General features: G+C 66.5%; 28 protein-coding genes and 1 tRNA gene. 22 read left to right on the forward strand and 7 right to left on the reverse strand.

Annotated features, from left to right (window positions below; translation table 11 throughout):
- Window positions 1-49 precede the first annotated feature (49 nt).
- On the forward strand, window positions 50-598 hold the full coding sequence (locus P1L41_RS00830; protein WP_276296989.1) for a peptidylprolyl isomerase: 549 nt from the start codon (window positions 50-52) through the stop codon (window positions 596-598).
- 21 nt (window positions 599-619) lie between these two features.
- Here P1L41_RS00830 and P1L41_RS00835 read toward each other — a convergent pair whose 3' ends face one another.
- On the reverse strand, window positions 620-2,944 hold the full coding sequence (locus P1L41_RS00835) for an amino acid permease (protein WP_276296990.1): 2,325 nt from the start codon (window positions 2,942-2,944) through the stop codon (window positions 620-622).
- A 91-nt stretch (window positions 2,945-3,035) separates the two neighbouring features.
- Between P1L41_RS00835 and P1L41_RS00840 the strand changes: the two genes are divergently transcribed.
- The 4 genes from P1L41_RS00840 (at window position 3,036) to P1L41_RS00855 (ending at window position 5,098) form a co-directional block, all read left to right on the forward strand.
- Window positions 3,036-3,812, forward strand: coding sequence for an MOSC domain-containing protein (locus P1L41_RS00840; RefSeq protein WP_276296991.1), 777 nt, complete (start codon window positions 3,036-3,038; stop codon window positions 3,810-3,812).
- Window positions 3,813-3,866: 54 nt separating this feature from the next.
- A complete protein-coding gene (locus P1L41_RS00845; RefSeq protein WP_276296992.1) occupies window positions 3,867-4,208 on the forward strand; it encodes a ferredoxin in 342 nt (113 codons plus the stop codon).
- A gap of 65 nt (window positions 4,209-4,273) precedes the next feature.
- A tRNA-Leu gene (locus tag P1L41_RS00850) sits at window positions 4,274-4,358 on the forward strand.
- Window positions 4,359-4,585: 227 nt separating this feature from the next.
- Window positions 4,586-5,098, forward strand: coding sequence for a DUF5813 family protein (locus tag P1L41_RS00855; protein ID WP_276296993.1), 513 nt, complete (start codon window positions 4,586-4,588; stop codon window positions 5,096-5,098).
- A gap of 130 nt (window positions 5,099-5,228) precedes the next feature.
- Here the strand turns inward: P1L41_RS00855 and P1L41_RS00860 are convergent, their stop codons facing one another.
- Together P1L41_RS00860 and P1L41_RS00865 are read right to left on the reverse strand one after the other, a co-directional pair.
- Window positions 5,229-5,459 (reverse strand): Lrp/AsnC family transcriptional regulator, encoded by a 231-nt coding sequence (locus P1L41_RS00860; RefSeq protein ID WP_276296994.1) that lies wholly within the window; start codon window positions 5,457-5,459, stop codon window positions 5,229-5,231.
- A 2-nt stretch (window positions 5,460-5,461) separates the two neighbouring features.
- Window positions 5,462-6,148, reverse strand: a complete 687-nt coding sequence (locus P1L41_RS00865; protein WP_276296995.1) for a potassium channel family protein — start codon at window positions 6,146-6,148, stop codon at window positions 5,462-5,464.
- Window positions 6,149-6,254: 106 nt separating this feature from the next.
- Here P1L41_RS00865 and P1L41_RS00870 point away from each other — a divergent pair, with 106 nt between their 5' ends.
- Window positions 6,255-6,485, forward strand: coding sequence for an Lrp/AsnC family transcriptional regulator (locus tag P1L41_RS00870; RefSeq protein WP_276296996.1), 231 nt, complete (start codon window positions 6,255-6,257; stop codon window positions 6,483-6,485).
- Window positions 6,486-6,568: 83 nt separating this feature from the next.
- Window positions 6,569-6,892: a DUF7991 family protein gene (locus P1L41_RS00875; protein WP_276296997.1), complete on the forward strand. Its 324-nt coding sequence runs from the start codon at window positions 6,569-6,571 to the stop codon at window positions 6,890-6,892.
- Here P1L41_RS00875 and tmk read toward each other — a convergent pair.
- Window positions 6,889-7,482 carry a dTMP kinase gene (gene tmk, locus P1L41_RS00880; RefSeq protein ID WP_276296998.1) on the reverse strand — a complete coding sequence of 198 codons (594 nt, stop codon included), beginning with the start codon at window positions 7,480-7,482 and terminating at the stop codon, window positions 6,889-6,891. The genes P1L41_RS00875 and tmk overlap by 4 nt on opposite strands.
- Window positions 7,483-7,597: 115 nt before the next feature.
- On the opposite strand from tmk, the gene P1L41_RS00885 reads away from it, so the two are divergent.
- From P1L41_RS00885 to cofG, 5 genes are all read left to right on the forward strand, one after another.
- Window positions 7,598-8,500, forward strand: coding sequence for a complex I NDUFA9 subunit family protein (locus P1L41_RS00885; RefSeq protein WP_276296999.1), 903 nt, complete (start codon window positions 7,598-7,600; stop codon window positions 8,498-8,500).
- Between the two features lie 187 nt (window positions 8,501-8,687).
- Window positions 8,688-9,872: a tubulin/FtsZ family protein gene (locus P1L41_RS00890; RefSeq protein ID WP_276297000.1), complete on the forward strand. Its 1,185-nt coding sequence runs from the start codon at window positions 8,688-8,690 to the stop codon at window positions 9,870-9,872.
- Entirely contained in the window at window positions 9,850-10,623 is a 774-nt protein-coding gene (locus P1L41_RS00895) for a hypothetical protein (RefSeq protein ID WP_276297001.1), read from the forward strand. The genes P1L41_RS00890 and P1L41_RS00895 overlap by 23 nt, the downstream gene beginning before the upstream one ends.
- The gene (gene cofC / locus P1L41_RS00900; protein WP_276297002.1) at window positions 10,624-11,229 is read left to right on the forward strand and encodes a 2-phospho-L-lactate guanylyltransferase; all 606 of its coding nucleotides are present in this window, start codon (window positions 10,624-10,626) and stop codon (window positions 11,227-11,229) included. It abuts the gene before it with no gap.
- Window positions 11,230-11,262: 33 nt separating this feature from the next.
- On the forward strand, window positions 11,263-12,366 hold the full coding sequence (gene cofG / locus P1L41_RS00905) for a 7,8-didemethyl-8-hydroxy-5-deazariboflavin synthase subunit CofG (RefSeq protein WP_276297003.1): 1,104 nt from the start codon (window positions 11,263-11,265) through the stop codon (window positions 12,364-12,366).
- Between the two features lie 249 nt (window positions 12,367-12,615).
- Here the strand turns inward: cofG and cofH are convergent, their stop codons facing one another.
- Entirely contained in the window at window positions 12,616-13,968 is a 1,353-nt protein-coding gene (gene cofH, locus P1L41_RS00910) for a 7,8-didemethyl-8-hydroxy-5-deazariboflavin synthase subunit CofH (protein WP_276297004.1), read from the reverse strand.
- A gap of 99 nt (window positions 13,969-14,067) precedes the next feature.
- On the opposite strand from cofH, the gene P1L41_RS00915 reads away from it, so the two are divergent.
- Window positions 14,068-15,102: a phosphoribosylaminoimidazolesuccinocarboxamide synthase gene (locus tag P1L41_RS00915; protein ID WP_276297005.1), complete on the forward strand. Its 1,035-nt coding sequence runs from the start codon at window positions 14,068-14,070 to the stop codon at window positions 15,100-15,102.
- Window positions 15,103-15,106: 4 nt separating this feature from the next.
- Here P1L41_RS00915 and P1L41_RS00920 read toward each other — a convergent pair whose 3' ends face one another.
- Entirely contained in the window at window positions 15,107-16,216 is a 1,110-nt protein-coding gene (locus P1L41_RS00920; RefSeq protein WP_276297006.1) for a helix-turn-helix transcriptional regulator, read from the reverse strand.
- Window positions 16,217-16,370: 154 nt separating this feature from the next.
- Between P1L41_RS00920 and P1L41_RS00925 the strand changes: the two genes are divergently transcribed.
- On the forward strand, window positions 16,371-17,588 hold the full coding sequence (locus tag P1L41_RS00925; protein ID WP_276297007.1) for a DUF7094 domain-containing protein: 1,218 nt from the start codon (window positions 16,371-16,373) through the stop codon (window positions 17,586-17,588).
- 18 nt (window positions 17,589-17,606) lie between these two features.
- Here P1L41_RS00925 and P1L41_RS00930 read toward each other — a convergent pair whose 3' ends face one another.
- On the reverse strand, window positions 17,607-18,227 hold the full coding sequence (locus tag P1L41_RS00930; protein WP_276297008.1) for a methyltransferase domain-containing protein: 621 nt from the start codon (window positions 18,225-18,227) through the stop codon (window positions 17,607-17,609).
- A 160-nt stretch (window positions 18,228-18,387) separates the two neighbouring features.
- On the opposite strand from P1L41_RS00930, the gene ahaH reads away from it, so the two are divergent.
- The 8 genes from ahaH to P1L41_RS00970 all read left to right on the forward strand — a co-directional run bounded on the left by ahaH (window position 18,388) and on the right by P1L41_RS00970 (window position 26,631).
- The gene (gene ahaH / locus P1L41_RS00935; protein WP_276297009.1) at window positions 18,388-18,720 is read left to right on the forward strand and encodes an ATP synthase archaeal subunit H; all 333 of its coding nucleotides are present in this window, start codon (window positions 18,388-18,390) and stop codon (window positions 18,718-18,720) included.
- Window positions 18,707-20,953, forward strand: coding sequence for a V-type ATP synthase subunit I (locus tag P1L41_RS00940; protein WP_276297010.1), 2,247 nt, complete (start codon window positions 18,707-18,709; stop codon window positions 20,951-20,953). The genes ahaH and P1L41_RS00940 overlap by 14 nt, the downstream gene beginning before the upstream one ends.
- A gap of 231 nt (window positions 20,954-21,184) precedes the next feature.
- Window positions 21,185-21,439 carry a F0F1 ATP synthase subunit C gene (locus P1L41_RS00945; RefSeq protein WP_276278409.1) on the forward strand — a complete coding sequence of 85 codons (255 nt, stop codon included), beginning with the start codon at window positions 21,185-21,187 and terminating at the stop codon, window positions 21,437-21,439.
- A 21-nt stretch (window positions 21,440-21,460) separates the two neighbouring features.
- Window positions 21,461-22,042, forward strand: a complete 582-nt coding sequence (locus P1L41_RS00950; RefSeq protein WP_276297011.1) for a V-type ATP synthase subunit E — start codon at window positions 21,461-21,463, stop codon at window positions 22,040-22,042.
- On the forward strand, window positions 22,039-23,115 hold the full coding sequence (locus P1L41_RS00955) for a V-type ATP synthase subunit C (RefSeq protein ID WP_276297012.1): 1,077 nt from the start codon (window positions 22,039-22,041) through the stop codon (window positions 23,113-23,115). The genes P1L41_RS00950 and P1L41_RS00955 overlap by 4 nt, the downstream gene beginning before the upstream one ends.
- Window positions 23,112-23,438 (forward strand): V-type ATP synthase subunit F, encoded by a 327-nt coding sequence (locus P1L41_RS00960; protein WP_276297013.1) that lies wholly within the window; start codon window positions 23,112-23,114, stop codon window positions 23,436-23,438. Before P1L41_RS00955 ends, P1L41_RS00960 begins: the two co-directional genes overlap by 4 nt.
- Window positions 23,439-23,440: 2 nt before the next feature.
- Complete coding sequence (locus tag P1L41_RS00965; RefSeq protein WP_276297014.1) at window positions 23,441-25,201, forward strand: ATP synthase subunit A; 1,761 nt, start codon at window positions 23,441-23,443, stop codon at window positions 25,199-25,201.
- A 2-nt stretch (window positions 25,202-25,203) separates the two neighbouring features.
- Window positions 25,204-26,631, forward strand: coding sequence for an ATP synthase subunit B (locus P1L41_RS00970; RefSeq protein WP_276297015.1), 1,428 nt, complete (start codon window positions 25,204-25,206; stop codon window positions 26,629-26,631).
- The last annotated feature ends 25 nt before the right edge of the window (window positions 26,632-26,656 follow it).

A 26,656-nucleotide genomic window follows, 5' to 3' on the forward strand; every position in this document is an offset into this window, starting at 1 on the left:
GACGGTGCCAGTGAGCAGGCTTTTCCCGTCTGCCGCCCTCGGGCCGGATATGAGTGACCTGACTGCCACGCTCCACACGAGCGAGGGCGACATCGAGGTCGAACTGTACGACGAGAAGGCCCCGAACACCGTCGCGAACTTCGTCGGCCTGGCGGAGGGCGCCGACGACTACGAGGGGACCGAGGTCGGGCCCGGCACCGGCGCGTGGGAGGACCCCGAATCGGGTGAGAAGCGCATCGACCCGCTGTACACGGACATCGAGATCCACCGCGTCATCGACGACTTCATGATCCAGATGGGCGACCCGACCGGGACCGGCCGCGGCGGCCCGGGCTACACCTTCGACGACGAGTTCGACGACGACCTGACACACGACGGTCCCGGGAAGCTGAGCATGGCGAACCGCGGCCCGAACACCAACGGCTCGCAGTTCTTCATCACGCTGGCCGCGACGCCCCATCTCGACGGGAAACACGCCGTCTTCGGCGACGTCACGGACGGGATGGACGTCGTCGAGGCGATCGGGAACGCCGAGACGGACCACAGCGACAACCCGAACGCGGATATCGTGCTCGAGTCGGTCGAAATTCACCGGTAGCGAACCGACGCGAGCGGCGAATCAGCCCCAGTCCGGGCTGCCGCCCCGCTTGGACCCTTTCCGCGAGAACCGTTTTCTGAGGTAGCGTGCCACCGGGAACAGCAGTTCCGTGAGACGGTCCGACAGCGGCGTCTGACTGGCGTAGACCAGGACGGGGACGTCCCGTTCGGCGGCGAGGGCGACCACCTCGTCGGGCGTGTTGCCGAAGATGGCCTGGCGGAGCCAGCGGTCACGGGAGGCCCCGATGACGAGCACGCCGCCGTTCTCGGCGGTCGTCTCGACGAGGCCGTCGGCGACCGAACTGGCCCGGACGTTGTGGACCTGGGTGGTCTCGACGCCCTCCAGTGCGTCGAGCGTCATCCCCGGCGTCTCGTCGGTGCCGACCTCCCCGGAGGAGACGTTGATGAGATGGAGCGCGCTCCCGCGCTGTCCCAGCGCGTTCACCAGCGGGAGGACTGCCTGGTGGTGTGGCCCCCCGCCCGCGCCGATGTTGATGACGTCGAGGTCCGACTCGTCGACCGTCTGATCGGCGAAGAACACGTCACAGGGGGCCTCTCGCTCGACGGCCTCGGTGACCTCTTGGTGGCGCTCGGGATAGCCCATCAGGATGAGGTCGGCCTCGTCGTCGCGAGCGGTCTGGAGGATGTCGAAGGCGATGTCGCGACAGGTGTGCCCCTCGACGGTGTAGTCGACATCGAGCCCCGCATCGTCGACCTGTTCCTGGATGATTTCGGTCCGTTTCGAGGCCGTGTCGACGACCGTCTCCCACGGCGTCTGGTCGGGGATCTGGGTGACGTTCAGGACGTGGATGATGGCCTCCTTGTCCGAGACGTTCGCCAGCGCGGCCGCGAGTTTCACGTATCGGAGCGTCCGGTCCGGCCGGGCGATGGGGACCAGCACGCGGAACTGGTCGCTGGCCTCGGCGGCGCTCTCGGCGACGGCGCCCTCGCTCGGTGTCTCCGGGACCACCTCCTGGAACATCTCCTCGGTGTCGGGCTTCCCGCCCCAGGCGAGGTAGGCCACGACGAGCGTGCCGGTGAGGACCAGGCCGGTGATGACCCCGCGGTCGGGGAGGTTGTAGATGAGCCCGAGGTTCGCGAGCACGCCGATGACCGGCACGACCGGCACGCCCGGGACCCGGAACCCGCGTTTGATGTCGGGGAACTTCCGGCGCGAGTAGATGAGTGCGATGTTGACGACGGCGAGCGGCAGGAGGAGGTTCAGCGTCGCGAACCCGGTGAGTGCCGTCAGTCCGAGGTTGAGGCCGATGGCCGCGCCGAGGCCGCCCTCCGTCGGGAAGACGCCGATGAAGACGACGATGAGCACCATGATGGTGGCCGTCGCCGTGCCGACGCTCCAGAACGGGGTGCCGTACTCGCGGTGGATGCGCGAGAACCGACGGGGGGCCTGGCCCTGCCGACCCATCAGCGATCCGATGGAGCTGGCCGCGAGGATGGAAGCGTTCGACGCCGACACCATCGAGAAGATGGCACCGGCAACGATGAGTGACTCGCCGATGCTGCCGAGGAACCCGGCGGCGACCCGTCCCATCGCCGTCTCGCCCTCCTGGGCGATGATTTCCGGGGGAACCGGCGAGTTGACCATCGCGACGATAACCAGCGCGTAGAGGACGGTGACAGTGACGATGCTGGCGGCGATGGCCCGCGGAACGGTCTTCTGGGGCTCGATGATCTCGCCCGCGCTGGCGGCGATGGCCGAGAACCCGAAGAAGGTGATGAAGGCGAGCGCGGAGATAGCGAGGATACTGATGGCGTCGCCGCCGAAACTGGTGGCGAACTGTGTCACGGCCGTCCCGGGGCCGCGGAAGGCGAACGCGCCGGCGATGAAGGCGATGAGGACCGCGACCTTCGCACCGGTGACGATGAGCTGGAACCCGCCGCTCTCCTCGGTCCCACGGGCGTTGAGCACGCCCAGCAGGAGTGCGGTGACGACGCCGGTCGTCCCGTGGGGCAGGAAGTGCAGCCACTCGGGGAGGACGAATCGGAAGAACCACTCGTCCATCGTCGCCAGGTAGAAGGCCGTCGTGCCGGTGTAGCCCAGGAACAGCGACATCCCGATACTGTAGGTCAGCAGGTCGCGGTCCTCGAAGGTCTGCGAACAGAAGAGATAGCCACCGCCGTTCTCGGAGTAGATAGAGGCGAACTCCGAGTACGCGGCCGCGGTGACCCCGGCGATGGCCGCGGCGATGACGAAAGCGATGACCGCGCTCGACCCGATGGCGGCGACGGCGGTTCCCGAAAGCGAGAAGATGCCCGCCGCGATCATCGTGCCCAGCCCGATCGCGAACGCGATCTTGAAATCGAGCGTTCGTGTGTGCTGTACCATTGAGCGAGTATATCAGGACGGTGTAATAAAAAGTCCCGAAATGCGACTCGGTGTCGATGCCCTGAATATGACGGGTGACGCAGGGCCGATAATGGTACACGTCGAACGGCTCACAGTCTTTCCGGTGAAGGGGCTCGACGGGGTCGACCGCGAGGCCTCGCGACTCGTCGCGGGTGGCACGCTGGCGCACGACCGCGAGTTCGCGCTGTTCGATACCGACGGCGACGTTCTCAACGGGAAGCGGACCGACCGTGTCCACGACGTCGAGACAGCGTACGACCCCGAGACGCGACGACTCTCGGTCTCGGCCCCCGGTCACGAATCGGTCGCGTTCGACATCGGTGACGAGGACGAGCGCGAGCGGGCGGCAGCGTGGTTCAGTTCGGTGTTCGGCGTCGACCTCTCGCTCGAGCGCGACACAGATCTGGGGTACGTCGACCGCCGCGAGATGGGACCCTCCGTCGTCAGCACGGCGACCCTCGAGGCGGTGGCCTCGTGGTTCGACGAGTTGACCGTCGAGAGCGTACGCCGACGCCTGCGGGCGAACGTCGAAATCGGCGGCGTCCCGGCGTTCTGGGAGGACCGCTTCGTCGGCGACGACGCCCCGGCGTTCCGTACGGGCGATGTCCAGTTCGAGGGTGTCACACCCTGTGGCCGCTGTGTCGTCCCCGAACGGGACCCCGACACCGGCGAGCCGACCCCCGAGTTCCGCGAGCGGTTCGTCGAGCGCCGGGAGGCCACGTTCCCCGACTTCGCCGACCGGAGCGCCTTCGACCACTTCTATACGGTGATGCTCATCGCGAGCGTCCCCGAAGCCGACCGCGGGGAGACCGTCCGCGCCGGTGACGAGGTCACCGTCGTCGAGTGACGGTCGGCCGCGGGAACCGACAATCGAAAGTCCGTCGGCACCGAACTGGAACCAATGACCGAGGCCGACGACCCCGTCGACCCGAGCGAGTTCGGAGAGCAGGACGCCCCGCCAATCGAGGAAAAGCCCTACAAGATAATCTTCGAGGCCAACAAGTGCTTCGGCGCGGGCAAGTGCGCGGAAGTCTCGCGGAACTGGAAGCTCGACCTCGACACAGCCATCGCGACGCCCCGGGCCTACTTCATCGGCGAGGAGGACGTGGAACACAACGTCGCCGCCGCGGAGGCCTGCCCGGCGAAGAAGGACCGCGGCATCATCCACGTCGTCGACCGCCGGACGAACGAGGAAATCGCGCCGAATCCACACGGCGACGGGACCCTCTCTGTCGACTGGTGACCGACCCCGCCCTCCGACGGAGAGACCGAAAACGACATCCCGGGAGGGAATCGAGTCTGCAGTGCGCGAGGGTCGCCTAGCCTGGCCAATGGCGGTGGGCTTAAGACCCGCTCCCGTAGGGGTCCATGGGTTCGAATCCCATCCCTCGCATGAGTGTGCGGCGCACGTTCGCGCCGCACCGAATCGTTCGGATGGCAATTCGAACTACGGCAGACCGAGCGAAGCGAGGTCTGGCATCGAGTGAGAATCCCATCCCTCGCATCTGTGATGAACGGACCTGAAGAGCGATGCGAGCGCACTGGCGTCAACTGTGTGAGCGACCCGCCAGGGAGACGCATACGACGCGTTTTTCCGCTCGAATCGCCAATACTCCGTCGATGACCGACGCGCCAGACGAGGTTACGCGGCCCTTCGAGCAACACGACGCGTTCGTGCCGGCCGGTGACGGCTACGCCGTCGAGACGACGCAGTTCAGCGGTCACGTGGCCGCGAGCGAGGGCGAGACGTGGCGGACGGACTTCGAGGTGACCGTCCGAGCGCCGTCGCTACAGGCCGCGACGGCCGACGACATCGGTGACGCCGTGGCCGACGGCTGGTTCGAGACGCTGGAGCGCCGACTCGAGGACGCGCCGATGGCGACCCGCGTCTCGGTCGACCTCGACGACTACGCGGTCGAACGTGACGGCGAAGAGATCGTCGTCACCTACCGGTTCAGCCTCGGGAATGCGAGCCAGGGCCCGGCCGTCTCGAAGGCCTTCGTCGAGTACGTCCAGGGGACCTACGTCGAGGGTATCGTCCCCGGCTACGACTACGTCGGCGTCGTCGCCGACCTGATGAACGACGCGAGCACGGGCGAGAGCGAGGGGAGCCGCGGCGGGACACCGCTGTAAGCGGCGCGTACTATCTACGGCGGGCACCGCGAGCCGTTTCCCGCAGCGCGCGGTTCCGCGCGCTGCGGCCTTTATACTAAATTCTTGCGAGCGGGGTCCGGCGGAACCCCCCGAAGTAAAAATGTAGTTTCTAGTCCATCGCGATGTACGTCTGCGTGCTCTCGACGCCCTCGATGTCCTGGATGTGGGTCGCGGCCACGTCCTTGACGGCGGCCGGCGTCTCGACGTCCACCTTCGCGATGAGGTCGACGTCGCCGGCGACGATGTGGGCCTCGACGACCCCCTCGATGGCTTCGATCTCGGTCTTCAGACGGTCTGCGTCCCCGGTGTGGGCCTTGACCATCACGTACGCAGTGACCATGCTCACGCACCTCCGAGCGCGGTGGCCTGGCTGGAGTCGCCGACGACGATACTCCGGACGTCCGCGAGGTGGTTGAAGTCCGCGAGTACGACGACCCGGTCGCCGGCTTCGAGTGTCTCGTCGGAGTTCGGCAGTCCGAGCGGCGAGTCACCCTTCGCGTGGGCCATCAGCTGCGAGTCCGAGGGGAGTTCCAGTTCCGACAGCGAGTACCCCTCCATCGGCGAGCCCGCCGAGATGGTGAACTCGACCAGTTGGAGGTTCTGTGCGATGTCGGCGACGGCGCGGATGTTCCCGCCCAGCAGCGCGTTCTTCGCGGCGATGGCGCCGAGCCGTTCGGGGTAGATGACCTCGTCGACCTCCGAGGCGTAGCGGCGGTAGATCTCCTCGCGGTAGTCCTCGTCGATGCGCATGACGGTCCGGCAGCCGTGTTCCTTGGCGACCATGCAGGCGACGAAGTTGGTGTTGAGGTCGCCGGTGAGTGCCCCCAGAGCGTCCGCCGAGTCCAGGTCGGCCTTGTCGATGGTGTCTTCCATACCGGCGTCGCCGGCGATGACCTCGAAGCCGGCGTCGCGTGCGCGCTCGATTGTCGTCTCGTTTACCTCGACGAGGACGACGTCGTGACCGCTCTCTTTGAGGACGCGTGCCGTCCGGAGGCCGACGCGACCTGCACCCACGATAACGAATCTCATGTGGGGCCGTACGAGACGGGGGTGAATAAAAGTACCCCGGTGAATCGACGGACGGCCGACCGGGCCGCGGGAAACCTTTTCGTGGGTTGGCACGTCATAGCATAGTATGGTCAACGCCTTCATCATGATCAAGACCGTCGCGGGGAAGTCCGAGGAGCTCCTGAACGCCGTCGGGGAGTCCGAGGGCGTCGACGAGGCCCACATCGTCGCCGGGCAGTACGACATCATCGCCGAGGCGTCGGGGGCGGAGGTGTACGACGTCATGCACTCGGTGTCGTCACGGATCAGGAACCTGGAAGGCGTCGCCGACACGCGTACCTACATCTGTCTGGAGTGACCTGTGGGCGGCCGGTCGACTGCACCACTTGTGTCGCCGGCCGGTTCCGACACGGAAAAGAGGACTCGTCCCGTAACACAGCCATGGTCAGCGTCCTCGGACTCGTCGGACTGCTCGTCATCGTCCTGATAAACAGCGCGATGACGGCACTGATGACGCGATTCTTCCGCGTCCGACTGAACACCCAGTGGGGGAGTCTCGCCTACTCGGTCCTGCTCTGTCCGGTCGCCATGTTCGTCGTCCTGCTCCTGTTGAGCGGCCCGCTCCCGCTGGGCGACGGGTTGGCCCTCGGCACCGGGTCGACGCTGTTCCTGACTATCGGCGTCCCGCTCGCCATCGGGATGACGTTCGACTACGTCTGGATGCCGTCCCCCGACGAGGTGGAGCTGCCCACCTCGATGAACTAGCGCCGGTCGAGAATCGCACGCAGCGCCTGCTCGGAGACCGCGTCCGGTGACTGTGTCGCGTCGATGCGGACGAACCGGTCCGGGTCGGCTTCGAGGAGTTGTTCGTAGTTCTCGCGGACGTCTGCGAGGTAGTCGGCCGCCTCGAACTTGTTGGTCGCACCGCTGCGCCGAGCGGCCGTCTCGGGGTCGACGTCGAGATAGACGGTCAGGTCAGGGGGCCGCGTCCAGGGCTCGTGGACCCGCCGGACGTAGGCCATCGCGTCGTCGAACGCGTCGGCGTCAGCCAGCGTCGCGCCCTGGTAGGCGTACCGCGAGTCGGAGTAGCGGTCCGAGACGACCAGTCGGCCGTCTGCCAGGGCCGGCTCGACGGTCTCTGCGAGGTGGGCCGCGTGGTCGGCGGTGTAGAGGAACAGTTCGGCCAGCGAGTCGGCGTCGTCGTCGTCGATAGAGCGCTGGACGCAGTCACCGTACCAGCTGTCGGTCGGCTCGCGGGTGAAGACGGTGTCCGAGGGGAGGGCGTCGTCGGCCGCGAGCCGGTCCCACACCGTCGACTTTCCGCTGCCGTCGAGTCCTTCGAGCGTGACGAGCATACCCGCACGTCAGCCCGCGGGTACGTAAGCACCCCGGCGTCGACTCGGGGCCGTCGGCTCACAGCCCATACTAGTTGCGCCGTAGCTTTACGGTATCCCCGGTAATATGTCAGGTATGGACGTACTTGTCGTGGGCGGTACGGGGTTCATCGGGCAGTATCTGTGTCGGGAACTTGACGAACGCGGGCACGACGTCACGGCGCTCTCGCGGGACCCGCACGACGCCGACCTGCCGACGGGTGTCACGCGCAAGACGGGTGACGTGACCGACTACGAAAGCATCGAGGAGGTCTTCGAGGGGAAAGACGCCGTCGTCTTCCTGCCCGCACTGACGCCGCTGTTCGAACCCGACGGCGGCAACGAGATGCACGAGGTGGTCCACCTCGAGGGGACGAAACACTGCGTGCAAGCCGCCGAAGCACACGGTGTCGACCGGTATCTCCAGATGAGCGCGCTCGGCGCAGCCCCGCACGCGGCGACGCACTACCTGCGCGCGAAGGGCAAGGCCGAGGACGTCGTGAAGGAGTCCGACCTGGACTGGGTCATCTTCCGGCCCTCCATCGTCTTCGGCGAGGGCGACGAGTTCGGCTACTTCACGAAGCGTCTCAAGCAGATCTTCGCACCCGGCGTACCGCTCTACCCGCTCCCCGGCGGCGGCGAGAAGGCCACGTTCCAGCTCATCTGGGTCGAGGACATCGTCCCGATGCTGGCGGACGCACTGGAGGACGACGAACACGTCGGCGAAGTGTACGAGGTCGGCGGCCCAGAGGTCCTGACGCTGCGTGAGGCGACGGAGCTGGTCTTCGAGGCCGAGGGGAAGTCCGTCAGCATCGTCCCGCTCCCGATGCCGCTCGCGAAGATCGGGCTCCCGGTCCTCGGCGCGCTGGGCTTCCCGATGGGCAGCGACCAGTACGAGGGGCTCGACTTCGTCAACGCGCCGGCGACGAACGACGTCGGCGCGTTCGGTGTGGACCCATCGGAGATGAGAACGTATGGGTCGTACCTGGGTGTCGAGTAGCCGACACTCGAAACGCGGATATGGCTGCTACGAGGCCCCAGTGTCCCGATATCCTCGAATTCTCTCGCTGCCCGCGCTCCCGACATTGAAACGTACCTGGTACGTATCTCGATATTCATCGATGAGAGTTGGGCATAAAACTTAAGCGTACAATCCGCATTGCCCTGCTTAACCGGAGAACCATAGTATGAAACTCGCGATGATCGGCTTCGGGCAGGCCGGTGGTAAAATTGTGGACAAGTTCCTCGAGTACGACGAGAAGACGGACTCGGGGATCGTCCGCTCCGCCGTGGCGGTCAACACGGCGAAGGCCGACCTGCTCGGTCTGAGTCAAGTACCGGAGGAGAATCGAGTGCTCATCGGCCAGGCCCGCGTGAAGGGCCACGGGGTGGGCGCTGACAACGAACTCGGCGCGGAGATCGCCGAAGAGGACATCGACGAAGTCCAGGGGGCCATCGACAACATCCCGGTCCACGAGGTCGACGCGTTCCTCATCGTCGCCGGGCTGGGCGGCGGAACCGGGTCCGGTGGGTCGCCGGTCGTCGCGAAGCACCTCAAGCGCATCTACACCGAGCCCGTCTACGGGCTGGGCGTCCTGCCGGGCAGCGACGAGGGTGGCATCTACACCCTGAACGCCGCCCGCTCGTTCCAGACGTTCGTCCGCGAGGTGGACAACCTGATGGTGTTCGACAACGACGCCTGGCGACAGACCGGTGAGTCCGTCGAGGGCGGCTACGACCACATCAACGAGGAGATCGTCCGGCGCTTCGGCGTCCTCTTCGGCGCCGGCGAGGTCTCGGCGGGCGACAACGTCGCCGAGAGCGTCGTCGACTCCTCGGAGATCATCAACACGCTCGACGGCGGTGGCGTCTCCACGGTCGGCTACGCCTCCGAGGACGTCGAGCTCTCCTCGAATGGCGGGGGCCTCCTCTCGCGGTTCAAGGGCGGCGACGACAGCACCGACGACGGCATGGACACGGCCAACACCACGAACCGCATCACGTCGCTGGTTCGAAAGGCCGCACTCGGCCGCCTCACGCTGCCGTGTGAGATAGAGGGCGCCGAGCGCGCGCTACTCGTGATGGCCGGGCCGCCGGAGCACCTGAATCGTAAGGGTATCGAGCGCGGGCGCAAGTGGCTCGAGGAGCAGACCGGTTCGATGGAGGTCCGCGGTGGGGACTACCCGACCAACTCCCCGAAAGTCGCGGCCTCGATACTGCTGGCCGGCGTCCACAACGTGCCGCGGATCAAGGAACTCCAGCAGGTCGCCATCGAGGCGCAGGACAACATCGACGACATCAGGCGCCAAAGCGAAGATAACTTAGAGGAGTTAGTCGAAGACGACGAAGATGAACTTGATCCGCTGTTCTAAGGGAACACTCGCTCTGCTGTGCGTGGTCGGACTGCTCGCCGTTTCGGGCACGGCCACCGCGTTTACCGTCGCTGCAGACGGCGTTCCGTCCGAGGCGACTGTCGAAGAGGATATCACGGTCACGTACACCATCGACGACCCGTTCACCGACGCGCCCAACCAGTGGACGCTCCGGGGGACGACCGAACTGGAGAGCGTCAGCTGGCAGGTGACGGTCTTCCGTGCCGGGACCCAGATAAGCGAGGACACGTACGGGAGCCAGAACGTCTCGCAGGACCTGGACATCGACGACAACGGTGACGAGGTCGAGATAGCGCTGTCCGGGACGGTCCCGGCCGTCGAGAACTACACGTACGCGCCCGAAGAGCGGTTCACGGTCGCCACGCTGTCGCGCCAGACGGGCAACAACACCGAGGAGTTCCGCAACGACACGGCCCACCACTTCACCGAGGAGAGCAAGGAGGCCCGTGACGCCATCGACGCTGCTCAGGAGAGCATCGACGAAGCTGGCGGCAACGAGGAGGCAGAGAGCCTCGTCGACAGCGCCGTCTCGTCGTACGAGAACGGCAACTTCGAGAACGCCGTCGACCTGGCGAACCAGGCACAGAACACCGCCGAGAGCGCCCAGCAGAGCCAGCAGACCACCCGGACGCTGCTGCTGGTCGGTGGCGCGCTCGTCGTGCTCCTCCTGCTCGGCGGCGGCATCTACTACCTATACTCCCAGCAGGGAGACGACTACAGCAAGCTGTAGATGCGGACCGTCGTCCCCGTCTCGGGGGCCGACCCCAAGACGCGCCTCGCGCCCGTGCTCGACGCCGACGAGCGACTGGCGTTGACCGAAGCGATGCTCGCCGACGTGCTCGAAGTGCTCGACGGGGCGGGCCACGACCCCACTGTGGTGACGACCGCACCGATAGACTGCCCCGCACCGACGACTGTCGACGAGCGCGGCCTCGACGCGCTGATCAACGACTACCTGACGGCGGGTGACCTCGCGGTCGTGATGGCCGACCTGCCGCTCGTGACACCCGAAACGATGGACCGCCTCTTCGCGCCCGACGCCGACGTGGTGCTGGCGCCGGGTCTGGGCGGCGGGACCAACGCTCTCGTCAGTCGCCACCCCGACTTCCGCGTGGACTACCACGGGGCATCCATCCGGGACCACCGTCGCATCGCCCGCGAGGTCGGGGCGAGTCTCGCCGAGGTCGACTCCCGCCGACTGGCGACGGACGTCGACGAACCAGGTGACCTCGCAGAGGTGCTGCTCCACGGCGACGGCGCGGCGGCCGACTGGCTCCGTGACGCTGGCTTCGAACTCGACGTGGCGGACGGCCGTGTCGGCGTCGTCCGGGAGTGAAGGCTTTTGGTGGTCCGGGACCGACCCCGTGACGTGATTCCCGGTGCTGCCGACTACGACATCGACCTGACCGTGAGCGACGCGGCCATCGATAGGTTGCTGTCGGTCACGCCGGCCGACGTCGAGCCGGCTACGGAGCTGAGTTACTGCCGAAACGTGTTCGTCCCGCTGACGACCGCGTGTCGCTACACCTGCACCTACTGCACGTACTACGACCCGCCGGGCCAGGCCGACCTGCTGACGCCCGACGAGATCCGGGAGATCTGCCAGCGCGGGGCCGATGCCGGCTGCACGGAGGCGCTCTTCACCTTCGGCGACGACCCGGACGACCGCTACACCGCTATCTACGACCAGCTGTCGGACCTGGGCCACGAGAGCATCCACGAGTACCTGCGCGAGGCCTGTGAGATTGCCTTAGAAGAGGGACTGTTACCCCACGCCAACCCCGGCGACCAGACCCGCGAGCAGATGGCGACCGTCGCCGACCTGAACGCCTCGATGGGCGTGATGCTGGAGACGACAGCCGAGGTGCAGGCCCACGGCGGCCCCCGCGGGAAGTCACCGGGCCAGCGACTCGCCACGCTCCGCACGGCGGGCGAACTGGGCGTCCCGTTCACGACCGGCATCCTCGTCGGTGTCGGCGAGGACTGGCGCGACCGCGCCGAGAGCATCCTCGCCATCGCCGAGCTCTACGAGCGGTACGGGCACATCCAGGAGGTCATCGTCCAGCCGGTCGTCGAGAACGAACGCTGGCAGGGGGGCTCGCCGGACCTGGCGACGATGCGTCGCGTGACCGCGATGGCCCGGGACGGCCTCCCCGACGAGATCGCCGTCCAGGTCCCGCCGAACCTGGCACCGGCCCGCGAGCTGACCGACTGCGGCGTCGACGATCTCGGCGGCGTCTCGCCGGTGACCGTCGACCATATCAACCCCGAGTACGAGTGGCCGGCGCTCCGCGAGCTGGAGGCCGTCGCCGAGGCGGCCGAGGTCCCGCTCACCGAGCGGTTGCCCGTCTACGAGCGGTTCGTCGAGTCGGGGTGGCTCCCGCCGGCGATCGCGGCGGCCATCGACGCCGACACCGCGGCCGGCGAGCGGTTCCGCGCGGTCCTCGACTGCGCGTCCCCTGTCGACCCATAGCATGGTCAGCGATAATATGAGATAGCAGTCGAGCCGCAGGCCTTCACACGTAAACTAGATCGTGTCACGCGTGAGTAATACCTAGATGAATAGGCCGATGATATATACGGCCACCACTCTCCAAATCGAGTGGCCCGGGTCTGCCTCTGACAATTTCCCGGGTTACAAACCGTTTCTCCGAACAGTGACAGCGAGTAGAGAGGTTCGAGGTGACAGCCGACCGAACGATGGCACCGTTCAGCAGCAGCGTCACTCAAGCAGCGGCGTCCCGTCCGCCCTGGGCCCGAGCTGGGGCCCGACCACGTCGGTGTCGGGATCGACGATCCGCCGGTGTTCGTAGTCCGTCGAGCGCTCGACCGGCGTCCGGCCGATGGCCCGTATCATGTCCGCGTACTCGCGGACTGACCGGAACTCGCCGTAGTCGCCGCCCGCCCGCTTCGTTATCTCCTCCGAGAGGATGGTCCCCATGAAGTCGTCGGCCCCGCAGGTCAGCATCTTCAGCCCCTGGCTGTCCCCGTATTTCACCCACGACGACTGGATGTGCTCAATATTGTCCAGGAAGAGCCGCGAGACGGCGATCAGCAACTCGTCCTCGGCGGTGCTGGCCCCGCCCTCGACCATCCCCCGCTCGTACAGCGGCGTCGCCTCGTGCACGAACGATAGCGGGACGAATTCAGTGATGGCACCCGTTCGGTCCTGTAACTCGCGGACGCGCTCTAAGTGCATGGCTCGATGCATCTCGTTCTCGACGTGGCCGTACATTATCGTGGCCGTCAGACCCAACCCGACGCTCGCGGCGGCCTCCATCGCTTCGAGCCACTCGTCGGTCCCGATTTTCCCCGGGCAGATGACCTCCCGCACCTCGTCGACGAGAATCTCGGCGGCCGTCCCCGGCACGCTGTCGAGTCCTGCGGCCTTGAGACGCCGGAACACCTCCTCGTAGGCCCAGTCGGTGCCGCGCCGGGCGTGGTACGCTTCTTCGGGCGTCATCGAGTGAACGTGGACCCCGCCGACGTCCATCGCCCGAATCTGCTCGCAGTACGTGCCCGGGTCGACGTCGTACTCGCTCGGCGAGCGGTAGTTCAGGTCGCCCCGCTCGCTGGCTTCCAGAATCTCGCGGTGCTCGGCATCGAGCGCCAGCGCCGGATGCAGGCCCGACACCGAGCAGACCTCGTAGATACCGCGCTCGACGGCGTCGGCGACGATGTCGCGCGACTCGGCGGGCGTCTTCGTGAAGCCGCCGTGGGACTCCTGGTACTCGGTCCGGAACTGCTCGGAGCGGTCCTTGAAGTTACAGAACAGACAGCCCGTGTTGCAGGCCGTCGTCACATTGTTGTTGAGATTCGCGACGAAGGTGACCTCCTCACCGACCACCTCGGCGCGACGGCGGTCGGCCGCCTCCAGGACACGTTCCTTCCGCCGTACGTCGATTCCCTCGCTGTCGGTCCCCGTCGTGAGCAGTTCCACGCCATCGGCCACCGAGAGGCGGACCCCGTCGCGAGCCTTCGCGAGCGCGCTCTCGAAGGACTGGTCGGTCACCGGTCGGTGACGGAACTCTATCGAGTCGACCGGCGGGGCCGTGGGCTCGGAGGCGTCGGACATTGTGGTACGGGACGGGAGAGATAGAGAAAAAGGTTGGTGGCCGGCCCGGTCACGGGCGAAGTGCAAACCTCTTTGTCACGGCCCGAAAACCCCGAAGCAATGACGAGCGTCAAGGACTTCCGCGTCGACGAGCCCGCGACGGCCGAGGAGCTGGGCCGGGGCTCGTTCGTGTTCACGGACGACTACTCGGTGTTCGACTGGGGGAAGATGCCCGACCAGATCCCCGACAAGGGCGCCTCGCTGTGTACCATGGGCGCGTTCAACTTCCAGCTGCTGGAGGCGAACGAGGTTCCGACGCACTACGAGGGCGTCCGCATCGACGGCCGGGACGAGGTGCTGGACCTCGACGAGGCGCTCTCGATGGACCACACGCCCCGGGAGATGGTCATCTCGCTCACGCAGGTCCCCGACCTCCCCTTCGTCGACGGCGCGTACGACTACGACGCGTACCACGACGCCGCGGGCGAGAACTTCCTCGTCCCCCTGGAGATCGTCTTCCGGAACCGCGTCCCGGTCGGGTCCTCGCTGCGCACGCGGACCGACCCAGAGAACCACGGCCTCGACCTCGAGACGTGGCCCGACGAACCGGTCGACCTCGAGACGCCGGTCGTCGAGTTCTCCACGAAGTACGAGGAACAGGACCGCTACCTCGACCGCGAGGCGGCCGACCGTATCGCCGGTACGGCCAGCGTCGACCGCCTCGAAGCAGTCGCGCTCGCGGTGAACGACATCCTCAACGGACAGGCCCGGCAGGCCGACCTGGTCCACGAGGACGGGAAGATAGAGTGCCTGTATCACGATGGGGAGATTCACGTCGCCGACGTGGTCGGCACCTTCGACGAGAACCGCTTCTCGTACGACGGCCAGCAGGTCTCGAAGGAGGTCATCCGGCAGTACCACAAGCGCACGCAGCCGGAGTGGGTCGACGCCGTCGGCGCGGCCAAGGCGGCGGCGACCGAGGACGGTATCGCTGACTGGAAGTCGCTCTGTGACGCGGCCCCGGAGCCGCTCGACGAACACGTTATCCAGGTCGCCCGCGATCTGTACTGCGCCGGGACGAACGCCTACGTCGGTGACGACGTGTTCGACGCCCCGTCGCTGCCGGCGGCGGTCGACGCTGCGGCGGACCTCTGAGAAGTCACTCCTCGAAGTCGCCGATCTCTTCGTCGGGGAACGAGATGAGGTTCTCCCGGCCGATGCGGAGCTTGTTGATGCGGTCGGCCTCGTCCATCGACGAGAGCAGCTGGGAGACCTTCGCGTTCGACCAGCCGGTCTCCTTGACGATGCGGGCCTGCTTCATGCGACCGCCGTTCTGCTCGAGCAGGCGTTCGACGCGTTCCTCGTCGCTCAGCAGCTCGACGTCGACGTCGTCGCCGTCGTCGTCTACCGTCGCGGCGCCGACCACTGCGCCGTCACCGCCCGTCGCGTCCCCGTCGTCGTCGTCATCGCTGGCCTCCGCAGGCAGTCCGGTCGCGCCGTGTCGGGCCATGTAGCCCACGGCCACGACGAGGCCGAGGATGAGTACCGCGGCGCCGCCGAGCCAGAGCGACGACCCGCCGCCGAACAGGTCGTCGTCGCCGGGGGTGTCGGTCGTGGTGGTCGTCGGCGCCTCGCCCGCGTACACGATTCGGAGGTAGCCCGGTTCGAACGTCCGCGGTCCGTCGAACCGGAGCTCTCCGCCCTCGACGGCCGTCGGGACGCTCCGGACGCCGTAGCCGGCGGGCGGGGAGATGACGAGTCGCTGTTCGGCCGTCAGACTCCCCAACCAGGTGCCGTCGGTGGTGTTGAACGCGTCGCCGACGACGAGCCGATCGCCGCCGACCGTCGCGAAGTTCGTCCAGGTGAACTCGAGGACGAGCGTCCCGGTATCACCACTGACGACGTAGTCCCGGCGGACGTCGGTGACGTTCATCTCCCGACCGGTCGCCTCGCTCGCCGCGGCGCTGGCCTGCCGGAACGATGCCAACCACCCGGGGTCCGTCTCGCCGTCGACGTACTTGGTGGCGAGGTCCTCGAACGCCCGAGTGTCGTTCTCGTCTTCGAGGGCGTAGGTGTCAGTTATCGTCCACTTGGCGTCCCCGTTCGCGCGCAGCTGGATGTAGAACGTAGTGTTCTCTGTGACCGGGTCGCTGGGCGTCGTCTGTGCGACGGGGCCGTCTCCGACCACCGCAGTCGCACCGACGCCCGGCATCGCGACCGGAACGAGGAGGAGGAAGGCGAGGAGGGCAGCGGATACCCGCGGGGACATTTGCACTCCTGACTGCAAGGTCCGGAGCCAAAACCCTTTCCATCCGAGAGTAAAACGTCTCCGGCCGTTTTGAAAGGTCTGGAGCACTCTACGGCGGCTATCCAGGGGGTGGGAATGCAGGGATTTTTGTACTGTGGGGCTGTACGCGGTGGTGATGCGCCCATCCCCCGCCCTCCTTGTCGCCATCTTCGTGGTGGTGGCGGCCCTCCCCGTCGCGACGACAGCCGTCGCTGCACAGGACGGTGGTCCGTACCAGATAACGTCCATCAACGGGACGACCAATCAGCTGTCGGTCCCCGAGAGCGAACTCCAGACGGCCGCGTACGAGTCGCCCGGCGTCGACGTCGGGACGGCCGTCGCCGCGGGGTCCCGTCGGCTCCACCAGGAGCACGAGACCGGCGCCTTCGAGGAGCGGTTCATCAGAGCGAACTCGGCAGAGGCCCGGACTGAGCTCGTCCGCGACAGGCTCGCCGTCATCGAGGACCGCCGCGTCGAACTCGAGACACAGCAGGGCCAGGCCCTCTCGGCCTACGCGACCGGGGCCAGTTCGGTCACCGGGTTCGTCGAGATGCGCGCGCTCGCCGACGCCGAGGCCCGGGCACTCGCCGACGGGCTGCGACGGATCGAGCGCGTCGAGCGGAACAACCCCGACTTCGCGATGGAACGGGGCCTCCGGACCGACCTGGAGAACACGAAAGGGAACCTCCGGATGCTGACCGGGCCCATCGCCGCTCAGCTGCGCCAGTCGCTGGCCGGTCAGCGCGACGTCGGCGTCGTCTACCTCGAGACGGCGACGGACGGGTACATGCTCGCAACCATCGACGGCGGGGAGTACGTCCGCGAGACGCACCTCGACGACGAGCGAGCGCCGGGCGCCGAAGACCAGTTCGCCGCGAGCGAGGGTGACCGGCTCCGGAACGCCGCCGACCGCGCCGAGTCGCTGTACCCCTGGCTGTACGACCGCCAGCTCCCCAGCGTCCAGAGCTTCGGGACCACGAACATCTACCAGCTCACCGCCGACCACTCGAACGGCCGGCTGACGGCGTACCTCGACGGCGGGACGACGAGAGTGTTCCACGAGGTGCAGTCCCGACAGCTCTCGACGGTCGAACCGACGGCGACGGTGACGACAGTCGACGACTCGACGCGGCTAACGGTAAGTCGAGCCTACGAGACCGGGCCGCTCCGGGTGGCCGTCTCGAACAACGAGACCGGAGTCCCGCTCTCCGGAACGGTGTCGATATCGGGCCAGCCCGTCGGCGCGACCGGGGCTGACGGCACCCTGTGGACAGTCGAACCCCGCGGCGCCTACAACGTCACCGTGGCGACTTCTGACGGGACGGAACTCGAAGCCGACGTCGCCGGCCGGTAACGCGCGTCAGGACCGGTCTCACTCCGGCACGTCGGCGATGGTCGTTATCGCGCGTGGACTCCCCGGGCGTGACTGCTGGATGTGGTGTTCGAAGGAGTCGAAGCCGGCTTCCCGGAACATCCGGTCGGCCTCGTCCTCGTCGTAAAAGAGCATGATGGCGTCGGCGACCTTCTGGAAGACGGTCGATTTCGGGTAGTCGGGACCGACAATGAGGACCTTGCCGCCGGGTTTCGTGACGCGGCGACACTCCTCGAGGGCGTCGACGGGGTTGGGCCAGTACTCGATGGAGCCCGAGGACCACACCACGTCGAACGCGTCGTCCTGGAACGGGAGCCGCTCGGCGTCGCCCATGTGGAACCGGACGTCGCCGTGCTTCCCGAACTTCCCGTAGGCCTTCGAGAGCTGGTGGGGGCTCTGGTCGAGCCCGTAGACGACGTCGACGTGCTGGAGCAGCCCCTCCGTCGCGAAGCCGGTGCCACAGCCCACGTCGAGGACGCTGTCGTCGGGTTCGAGCCCGAGCATGTCGAGCGCCTCGTCGCGCATCCGCTCGTCCCAGATGAAGGGGTTGACCTGGTCGTACACCTTCGAGAGGTACTTGTAGAACAGCCGCGCGCGAGATTTGTTCTCGAGGACTCCCATTGGCACTGTCTTGGGGCGTGTCGGTCATAATTCCCCGGATTTCGACCCACCCGACGGGAGGGACAATCCCCGTAGAGCACGCCGGAACCGGGAGCCGTCGCTCCGCGCAAGTTTCGCAACTACCAAATAGGCGCTCTGGCAACGTCCGTACGATTAGAGAATGCCACGGCCAGAAGTTCTCGACAAGATAAAGGAGGCCGAGCAGGAGGCCGACGAGATCGTCGCCGAAGCCGAGGAAGACCGCGAGCAGCGGATTCAGGAGGCTCGCGATGAGGCCGAGGAAATCCGCCAGACGGCCCACGAAGAGGCCGACGCGGCGGCCGAAGAGCGTCTCGCCGACGCACGCTCGGAGATCGAGTCCGAGCGCGAGGAGATTCTCGCCGACGGCGAGGCGGCCCGCGACGAGCTCGAGGAACAGGCCGCAGACCGTGTCGACGAGGTGGTCGACTACGTAACAGACCTCTTCGAGGAGGCGGTACATGCTCAGACCTGAGAAGATGTGCCGCGTCTCGGTGACCGGGTCGAAACGTACCATGCGGGACATCGTGGAAGCGGTCCACGACCTCGACATGCTCCACGTCACCGAGTACGACGGCGTGTGGGACGGGTTCGAGCCGGGCGACCCCGTCGAAGGGGCCGACGAGGCCTCGGAGAAGCTGGTCACCGTCCGCTCGCTCGAGTCCATCCTCGACGTCAGCCCCGACGACGCGGGGCCGACGCGCGTCGTGACCGACGAGGCCATCGACGAGGAACTCGCGAGCGTCCGCGGGAAGGTCAACGACCTCGACGACCGCCGTGACGAGGTCCGCAGCGACCTGCGTGAGGTCGAAGAGCGCATCGACGCGATGGAGCCCTTCGTCACGCTGGGCATCGACCTCGACCTCCTCCGTGGCTACGAGTCGCTGTCGGTGCTCGTCGGCGAGGCCGACCCCGATGAAGTGAAGATCGCGCTCGCGGACAGCCCCGTCGACACGTTCCGCGTCATGCACGAAGACGGCGTCGTCGCCATCTTCGCACAGGACGACGAGAGCGCGGTCCAGGACGCCCTGGTCGGCGCCACCTTCACGGGCCTGGAGATTCCCGACGGCGACGGCGACCCCTCGTCGTACCTCGAGGAGCTCCAGCACCGCAAACAGAAACTCGAGTCGAAGCTCACGACGGTCCAGGACGAGCTGGACGACCTCCGACTCGACTACGCCGGCTTCCTGCTGGCCGCCGAGGAGAAACTCTCCATCGAGGTCCAGAAGGCCGAAGCGCCCCTGACCTTCGCGACGACCGAGAACGCCTTCATCGCCGAGGGCTGGCTCCCGGACGACCGCTACGAGGAGTTCGAGAGCGCGGTCCGCAGCGAGGTCGGCGAGGCCGTCGACATCGAGAAGCTGGAGGTCGCCGAGTACGACTCGGACGGCCACGCACACGCTCACGAAGAGGTCGAACAGGAGGGCGGCGAACCCCCTGCCAGCGAGGGCGTCACCGCTGCGGCCGACGAGGAGGGCGAGGCCCGCGAGGCCGCCGCCGACGGTGGAACGGTGCGTTCCGACGGCGGCGTCATCACCATGGGCAGCGGCGCCCCGCCGGTCATCCAGGACAACCCGGCGACGGTCAAGCCGTTCGAGGCCCTCGTCGAGGTCATCAACCGGCCGAAGTACAGCGAGTTCGACCCGACCGTCGCGTTCTTCCTGACGTTCCCGGCGTTCTTCGGGTTCATGATCGGCGACCTCGGATACGGGACTATCTACCTGCTGCTGGGCTACGCGCTGTACAGCAGCGTCGACAGTGACGTGCTCAAGAGCCTCGGCGGCGTCGCGATGTGGGCCGGTGGCTTCACGATGCTCTTCGGCGTGCTGTACGGCGAGTTCTTTGGGTTACACCAACTGGGCGAGATCGTCTGGGGCGGCAACCCGCCGATCCACAAGGGCCTCCAGCCCCACTACGGCGAGTACGCGCTCGGTTGGCTCGTCCTGAGCCTCTTTGCTGGGATGCTCCACCTCGCGGTCGGCTGGACCTTCGACTTCATCGAGAACCTCAATCACGGCCTCAAGGACGCAGTGCTGGAGAGCGGCTCCTGGCTCATGATGCTGTTTGGCTTCTGGGGCTGGATCCTCGCCGACGCCCCGCCGACGGGGGCGGCACCGCCGCTGTTGGTCGGCTCTGCCGAACAGAGCGTCTTCGCCGGAAATCCGTTCCCGCTCGGCTTCACCGTCCTGCCGGAAGCGGTCGGCTTCCTGGCGTTCGGGGTCTTCGCACTCGGCCTCGTCCTGCTGGTCGTCGGTGAACCCATCGAGGGCGTCGAGTTCCTCAACGTGCTCGTCAACGTCCTCTCCTATACCCGACTCGCCGCCGTGCTGCTCGCCAAGGCGGGGATGGCCTTCGTGGTCAACCTCCTGTTCTTCGGCGTGTGGGTCACGGGCTCGGGCGCCGACGCGGAGTGGCACTTCGGTATCAACCACGCCCCGTCGTACTACCTCGCACAGGGCACCTACGAGGGGCACCAGGTCACCGAAGTGATGTTCGGCGGCCTGATGCACTCGGGCATCGCCGGCGTCATCGGCGGCCTCCTCGTGCTGGTCATCGGCCACCTGCTCGTGCTGGTGCTCGGTATCACGAGCGCCGGACTGCAGGGAGTGCGTCTCGAGTACGTCGAGTTCTTCGGGAAGTTCTACGAGGGCGGCGGCAAGCCCTACACCCCGTTCGGCTACGAGCGCAACTACACGACCGAAGACTGAGGCGGTCACAACCGCAGTACGCCCCGTTTTCGCAGTTTCGCCATATCCTGAGCACTGCGGCCGGTCCGACCTGCTACGGGAGGCGGCTGCTATCAGTTCACATCCCCGGCCATCCGAGCGGCTAAATCGCCGGAATAGCGTCGCGCTGAGCCAGTTTGGGAAGTTTTATGAAGTACGTACTGCCACATACGCCTGTTCGGACACGAGCAACCTCAGAGAGGACTTCAAACAATGATTGAATCCATCGCACCCGTTGTCAACGCTGTACTGCAGGGATCGAGCGCACCAGCAATTCCGCCGGCTGCCGGCGCGGCACTCGCCGTCGGTCTCGCCGCTCTCGGCGCCGGTATCGCCGAGCGTGGTATCGGCGCCGCTGCGGTCGGTGCCGTCGCCGAAGACGAGAGCATGTTCGGGCGTGGCCTCATTCTGACGGTCCTCCCGGAGACACTCGTCATCCTCGCGCTGGTCGTCGTCTTCGTCGTCTAAACGCACCTCCCTTTTCCAACAATGAGCCTTGAAACAGTCGTAGAGGACATTCGAGACGAAGCCCGCGCGCGTGCAGACGAGATTCGCGGGGAGGCCGACGAGCGCGCCCAGGAGATCATCGACGAGGCCGAGGCCGACGCAGAGCAGATCCGAGCGGACCGCGAGGCCGAGGTCGACCGCGAGATCTCCCAGGAGCGCGAACAGCGGCTCTCCTCGGCGAAACTGCAGGCGAAGCAGGCCCGACTCGGCGCCCGTCGGGACGTCCTCGAGGACGTCCGCGCCGACGTCGAGGCGGCACTCGCCGACCTCGGCGGCGACCGTCGCGAAGAGCTGACCCGGGCGCTCCTGGACGCCGCCGTCGCGGAGTTCGACGACGGCGACCTGGCCGTCTACGGCCGGGCCGACGACCAGGACCTGCTCGAAGACGTCCTCACAGACTACGACGGAGCAACGTTCGCCGGAGAGCGAGACTGCCTCGGTGGTGTCGTCGTCGAGAGTGAGTCCTCCCGAGTCCGCGTGAACAACACGTTCGACTCGCTGCTGGAGACCGTCTGGGAGGACAACCTGCGAGACATCAGCGACCGCCTCTTCGACGCACAATGAGTTCGCGAACGGACGCAAAGCGCGGTCAAGGAAGCAACTACGAGTACGTCGTCGCTCGCGTTCGGTCGCGTCGAGCGTCGCTGTTCGACGACGACGACTACCGGAAGCTGGTCCGCATGGGGACGGGCGAGATCGCCCGCTTCATGGAAGAGACCGAGTACGAGACCGAGATGAACGCCCTCGGCGCTCGATACAGCGGTATCGACCTCGTCGAGTACGCGCTCAACCGCAACCTGGCGAAGCACTTCGACGACCTGCTGGACTGGACCGAAGGGCAGCTGTACGACTACGTCGCCCGGTACCTCCGGAAGTTCGACGCCTGGAACATCAAGACGATAATCCGGGGCATCTACTCCGGGGCGACCCAGACCGAGGTCGAGGACGACCTCATCGACGCCGGGGAGTTCGACGACAAACTGCTGGACCAGCTGCTCGCAGCGGAGAGCATCGAGGAAGTGGTCGAGCTGCTCGAGCCCACTATCTTCGGTGACGCCGTGGAAGAAGCCTTCAGCGAGTTCGAGGAGAGCGGCGTCCTCGTCCCCGTCGAGAACGCCGTCGACCGCTCGTTCTACGAGATGCTGCTGTCGGGCCTCCCGACCGGCCCGGAGGTCGACAGTCCGACCGGACTGTACATCGAGTTCCTCCAGGCCGAGGTCGACTTCCGGAACCTCCGGAACGCGCTCCGGCTGGCGCGAAGCGGGGCCGACATGGACCCGGCGGAGTACTACATCGAGGGTGGTCGGCTGTTCAAGGAGCGCCAGCTCGCACAGCTGGCGACCGACACCGACCAGCTGGTCAACGCCGTCCGGGAGAGCCCGTACGGTGACGACTTAGAGGACGCACTGGAGACACTGGAGGACGCCGAGAACCTCATCGACTTCGAGCGCGCGCTCGACGTCGCGCTCCTCGAGTACGCGGAACAGCTCTCGAACCGCTATCCACTGTCGGTCTGTCCGGTCCTCTCGTACATCCTCTCGAAGGAGCGAGAGGTCGACAACATCCGCGCCATCTCGCGCGGTCGCGAGGCGGGGCTGGAGGCGGACGAAATCGAACAGGAACTGGTGATACTATGAGCCAGGAAATCGCCGTAATCGGGAGCCCGGAGTTCACGACGGGGTTCCGACTGGCGGGTGTCCGCAAGTTCGCGGACATCCCCAACGAGGAGAAAGACGAACAGCTGGACGACGCCGTCGAGGAGATGCTCACGGACGACGACGTCGGCATCGTCGTGATGCACGACGACGACATGGAGCGTCTCTCCCGTGGCGTCCGGAAGGACGCCGAGACGAGCGTCGAACCAGTGCTGGTGACGCTCGGCGCGAGCGGCGCCGGGAGCGGCGGTCTGCGTGAACAGATCAAACGAGCCATCGGAATCGACCTGATGGACGAAGAGTAATCATGAGTCAAGCAACAGAAACAGACGTCCGCGAGGACGGCATCATCGAAAGCGTCTCGGGACCGGTCGTATCGGCTCGGGACCTCGACGCCCGGATGAACGACGTCGTGTACGTCGGTACGGAAGGGCTGATGGGCGAGGTCATCGAGATTGAAGGTAACATCACCACCATCCAGGTGTACGAGGAGACCTCGGGGGTCTCCCCGGGCGAACCCGTCGAAGGGACGGGCTCGCCGCTCTCCGTGGACCTCGGGCCGGGTATGCTCGACGCCATCTACGACGGCGTCCAGCGCCCGCTCGACGTCCTCGAGGAGAAGATGGGGTCCCCGTACCTCGACCGTGGTGTCGACGCACCCGGTATCGACCTGGAGAAGACCTGGGAGTTCGAACCCGAGGTCACCGCAGGTGACGAGGTCGAGGCCGGCGACATCGTCGGCACCGTCCCGGAGACACCCAGCATCGACCACAAAGTGATGGTCCCGCCCGACTACGAGGGCGGCGAGGTCGTCTCGGCCGAGTCCGGCTCGTTCAACGTCGAGGAGACGGTCGTCGAGCTGGACAACGGCGAAGAGATCTCGATGCGCCAGGAGTGGCCCGTCCGCAGTCAGCGACCGGCCGACGAGAAACAGACCCCGACCACGCCGCTCGTGTCGGGTCAGCGCATCCTCGACGGCCTGTTCCCCATCGCGAAGGGCGGGACGGCCGCGATTCCCGGTCCGTTCGGGTCGGGCAAGACGGTCACCCAGCACCAGCTCGCGAAATGGGCCGACGCGGACATCGTCGTCTACGTCGGCTGTGGCGAGCGTGGCAACGAGATGACGGAGGTCATCGAGGACTTCCCGGAACTCGAAGACCCCATCACGGGCAACGCCCTGATGGACCGGACCTGCCTCATCGCGAACACGTCGAACATGCCCGTGGCGGCGCGTGAATCCTGCGTCTACACCGGCATCACCATCGCGGAGTACTTCCGCGACATGGGGTACGACGTCGCACTGATGGCCGACTCCACCTCCCGGTGGGCCGAGGCCATGCGTGAGATCTCGTCGCGACTGGAAGAGATGCCCGGCGAGGAGGGGTACCCCGCGTACCTCTCGGCACGCCTCAGTGAGTTCTACGAGCGCGCCGGCTACTTCCACAACATCAACGACACCGAGGGGTCCGTCTCGGTCATCGGCGCCGTCTCCCCGCCCGGCGGGGACTTCTCGGAGCCGGTCACCCAGAACACGCTTCGTATCGTCAAGACGTTCTGGGCGCTGGACGCCGACCTCGCCGAACGTCGGCACTTCCCCTCTATCAACTGGAACGAGTCGTACTCGCTGTACCGCGACCAGCTCGACGACTGGTTCGTCGAGAACGTCCGCGAGGAGTGGCCCGAGACGCGACAGTGGGCCATCGACGTGCTCGACGAGGAAGCGGAACTGCAGGAGATTGTCCAGCTCGTCGGGAAGGACGCCCTGCCGGAGGACCAGCAGCTCACGCTCGAGGTCGCTCGATACCTGCGTGAGGCCTGGCTCCAGCAGAACGCGTTCCACCCCGTCGACACCTACTGCGAGCCCGAGAAGACCTACCGCATCGTGAACGGTATCAAGACGTTCAACGACGAGGCCTTCGACGCGCTCGAAGCCGGCGTCCCCGTCGAGGAGATCACCGACATCGACGCCGCGCCGCGGCTCAACCGTATCGGCGTCCAGGAAGACTACGGCGAGTACGTCGACGACCTGGAAGAGGACATCGCCGCGGAACTCCAGGAGAAGTACTAACGATGAAAGAGTACCAGACAATCACGGAAATCAGCGGACCGCTGGTCTTCGTCGAGACCGACGAGCCCGTCGGCTACGACGAGATCGTCGAGATCGAGACGAGCGACGGCGAGACCCGCCGTGGCCAGGTGCTGGAGTCGACCAGCGACTACGTCGCCATCCAGGTGTTCGAGGGGACCTCGGGCATCGACCGGAAGGCGTCCGTTCGCTTCCTCGGCGAGACCATGAAGATGCCCGTCACCGAGGACCTGCTGGGGCGGGTCATGGACGGGACCGGCCAGCCCATCGACGGCGGCCCGGAGATCGTCCCCGACGAGCGACAGGACATCGTCGGCGCGGCCATCAACCCCTTCTCGCGGGAGTACCCCGAGGAGTTCATCCAGACTGGGGTCTCGGCCATCGACGGCATGAACACCCTGGTCCGCGGCCAGAAGCTCCCGATCTTCTCGGCGTCCGGCCTGCCCCACAACGACCTGGCGCTGCAGATCGCGCGACAGGCGACCGTGCCGGAAGAAGAGGAGGGTGAGGGCGACGAAGAGGGCTCGGAGTTCGCCGTCATCTTCGGCGCGATGGGAATCACGGCCGAAGAGGCAAACGAGTTCATGGACGACTTCGAGCGGACCGGCGCACTCGAGCGCTCCGTGGTCTTCATGAACCTCGCGGACGACCCTGCCGTCGAGCGGACCATCACGCCGCGACTCGCGCTCACCACGGCCGAGTACCTGGCCTTCGAGAAGGACTACCACGTGCTGGTCATCCTCACTGACATGACCAACTACTGTGAGGCACTCCGAGAGATCGGTGCCGCACGTGAGGAGGTTCCGGGCCGGCGTGGCTACCCCGGCTACATGTACACCGACCTGGCCCAGCTCTACGAGCGCGCCGGTCGAATTCAGGGCCGCGATGGCTCTGTGACCCAGCTGCCCATCCTCACGATGCCGGGTGACGACGACACGCACCCGATTCCGGACCTCACCGGCTACATCACCGAGGGGCAGATCTACATCGACCGCGACCTGAACAGCCAGGGCATCACGCCGCCGATCAACGTCCTGCCGTCGCTGTCACGGCTGATGGACGACGGTATCGGCGAGGGCCTGACCCGTGGCGACCACGCCGACGTCAAGGACCAGCTGTTCGCCGCGTACGCCGAGGGTGAGGACCTGCGGGACCTCGTGAACATCGTCGGTCGCGAGGCGCTGTCGGACCTGGACAACAAGTACCTCGACTTCGCCGACCGCTTCGAGGAGGAGTTCGTCGATCAGGGGACGGAAACGTCCCGCAGTATCGACGAGACACTCGAACTCGGCTGGGACCTGCTCTCGATGCTCCCCAAGGAAGCGCTCAACCGCATCGACGAGGAGCTCATCGAAGAGAACTACCGCGAAGACGAGGACGCCGAGGTCGAAGCGGTCGAAGCCGAGGCCTGAGACGCCGGTTCGTCTCCGTTCTTTC

This window comes from Haloarcula ordinaria (assembly GCF_029338275.1).
In the GTDB taxonomy this organism is placed as follows: Archaea; Halobacteriota; Halobacteria; order Halobacteriales; family Haloarculaceae; genus Haloarcula; species Haloarcula ordinaria.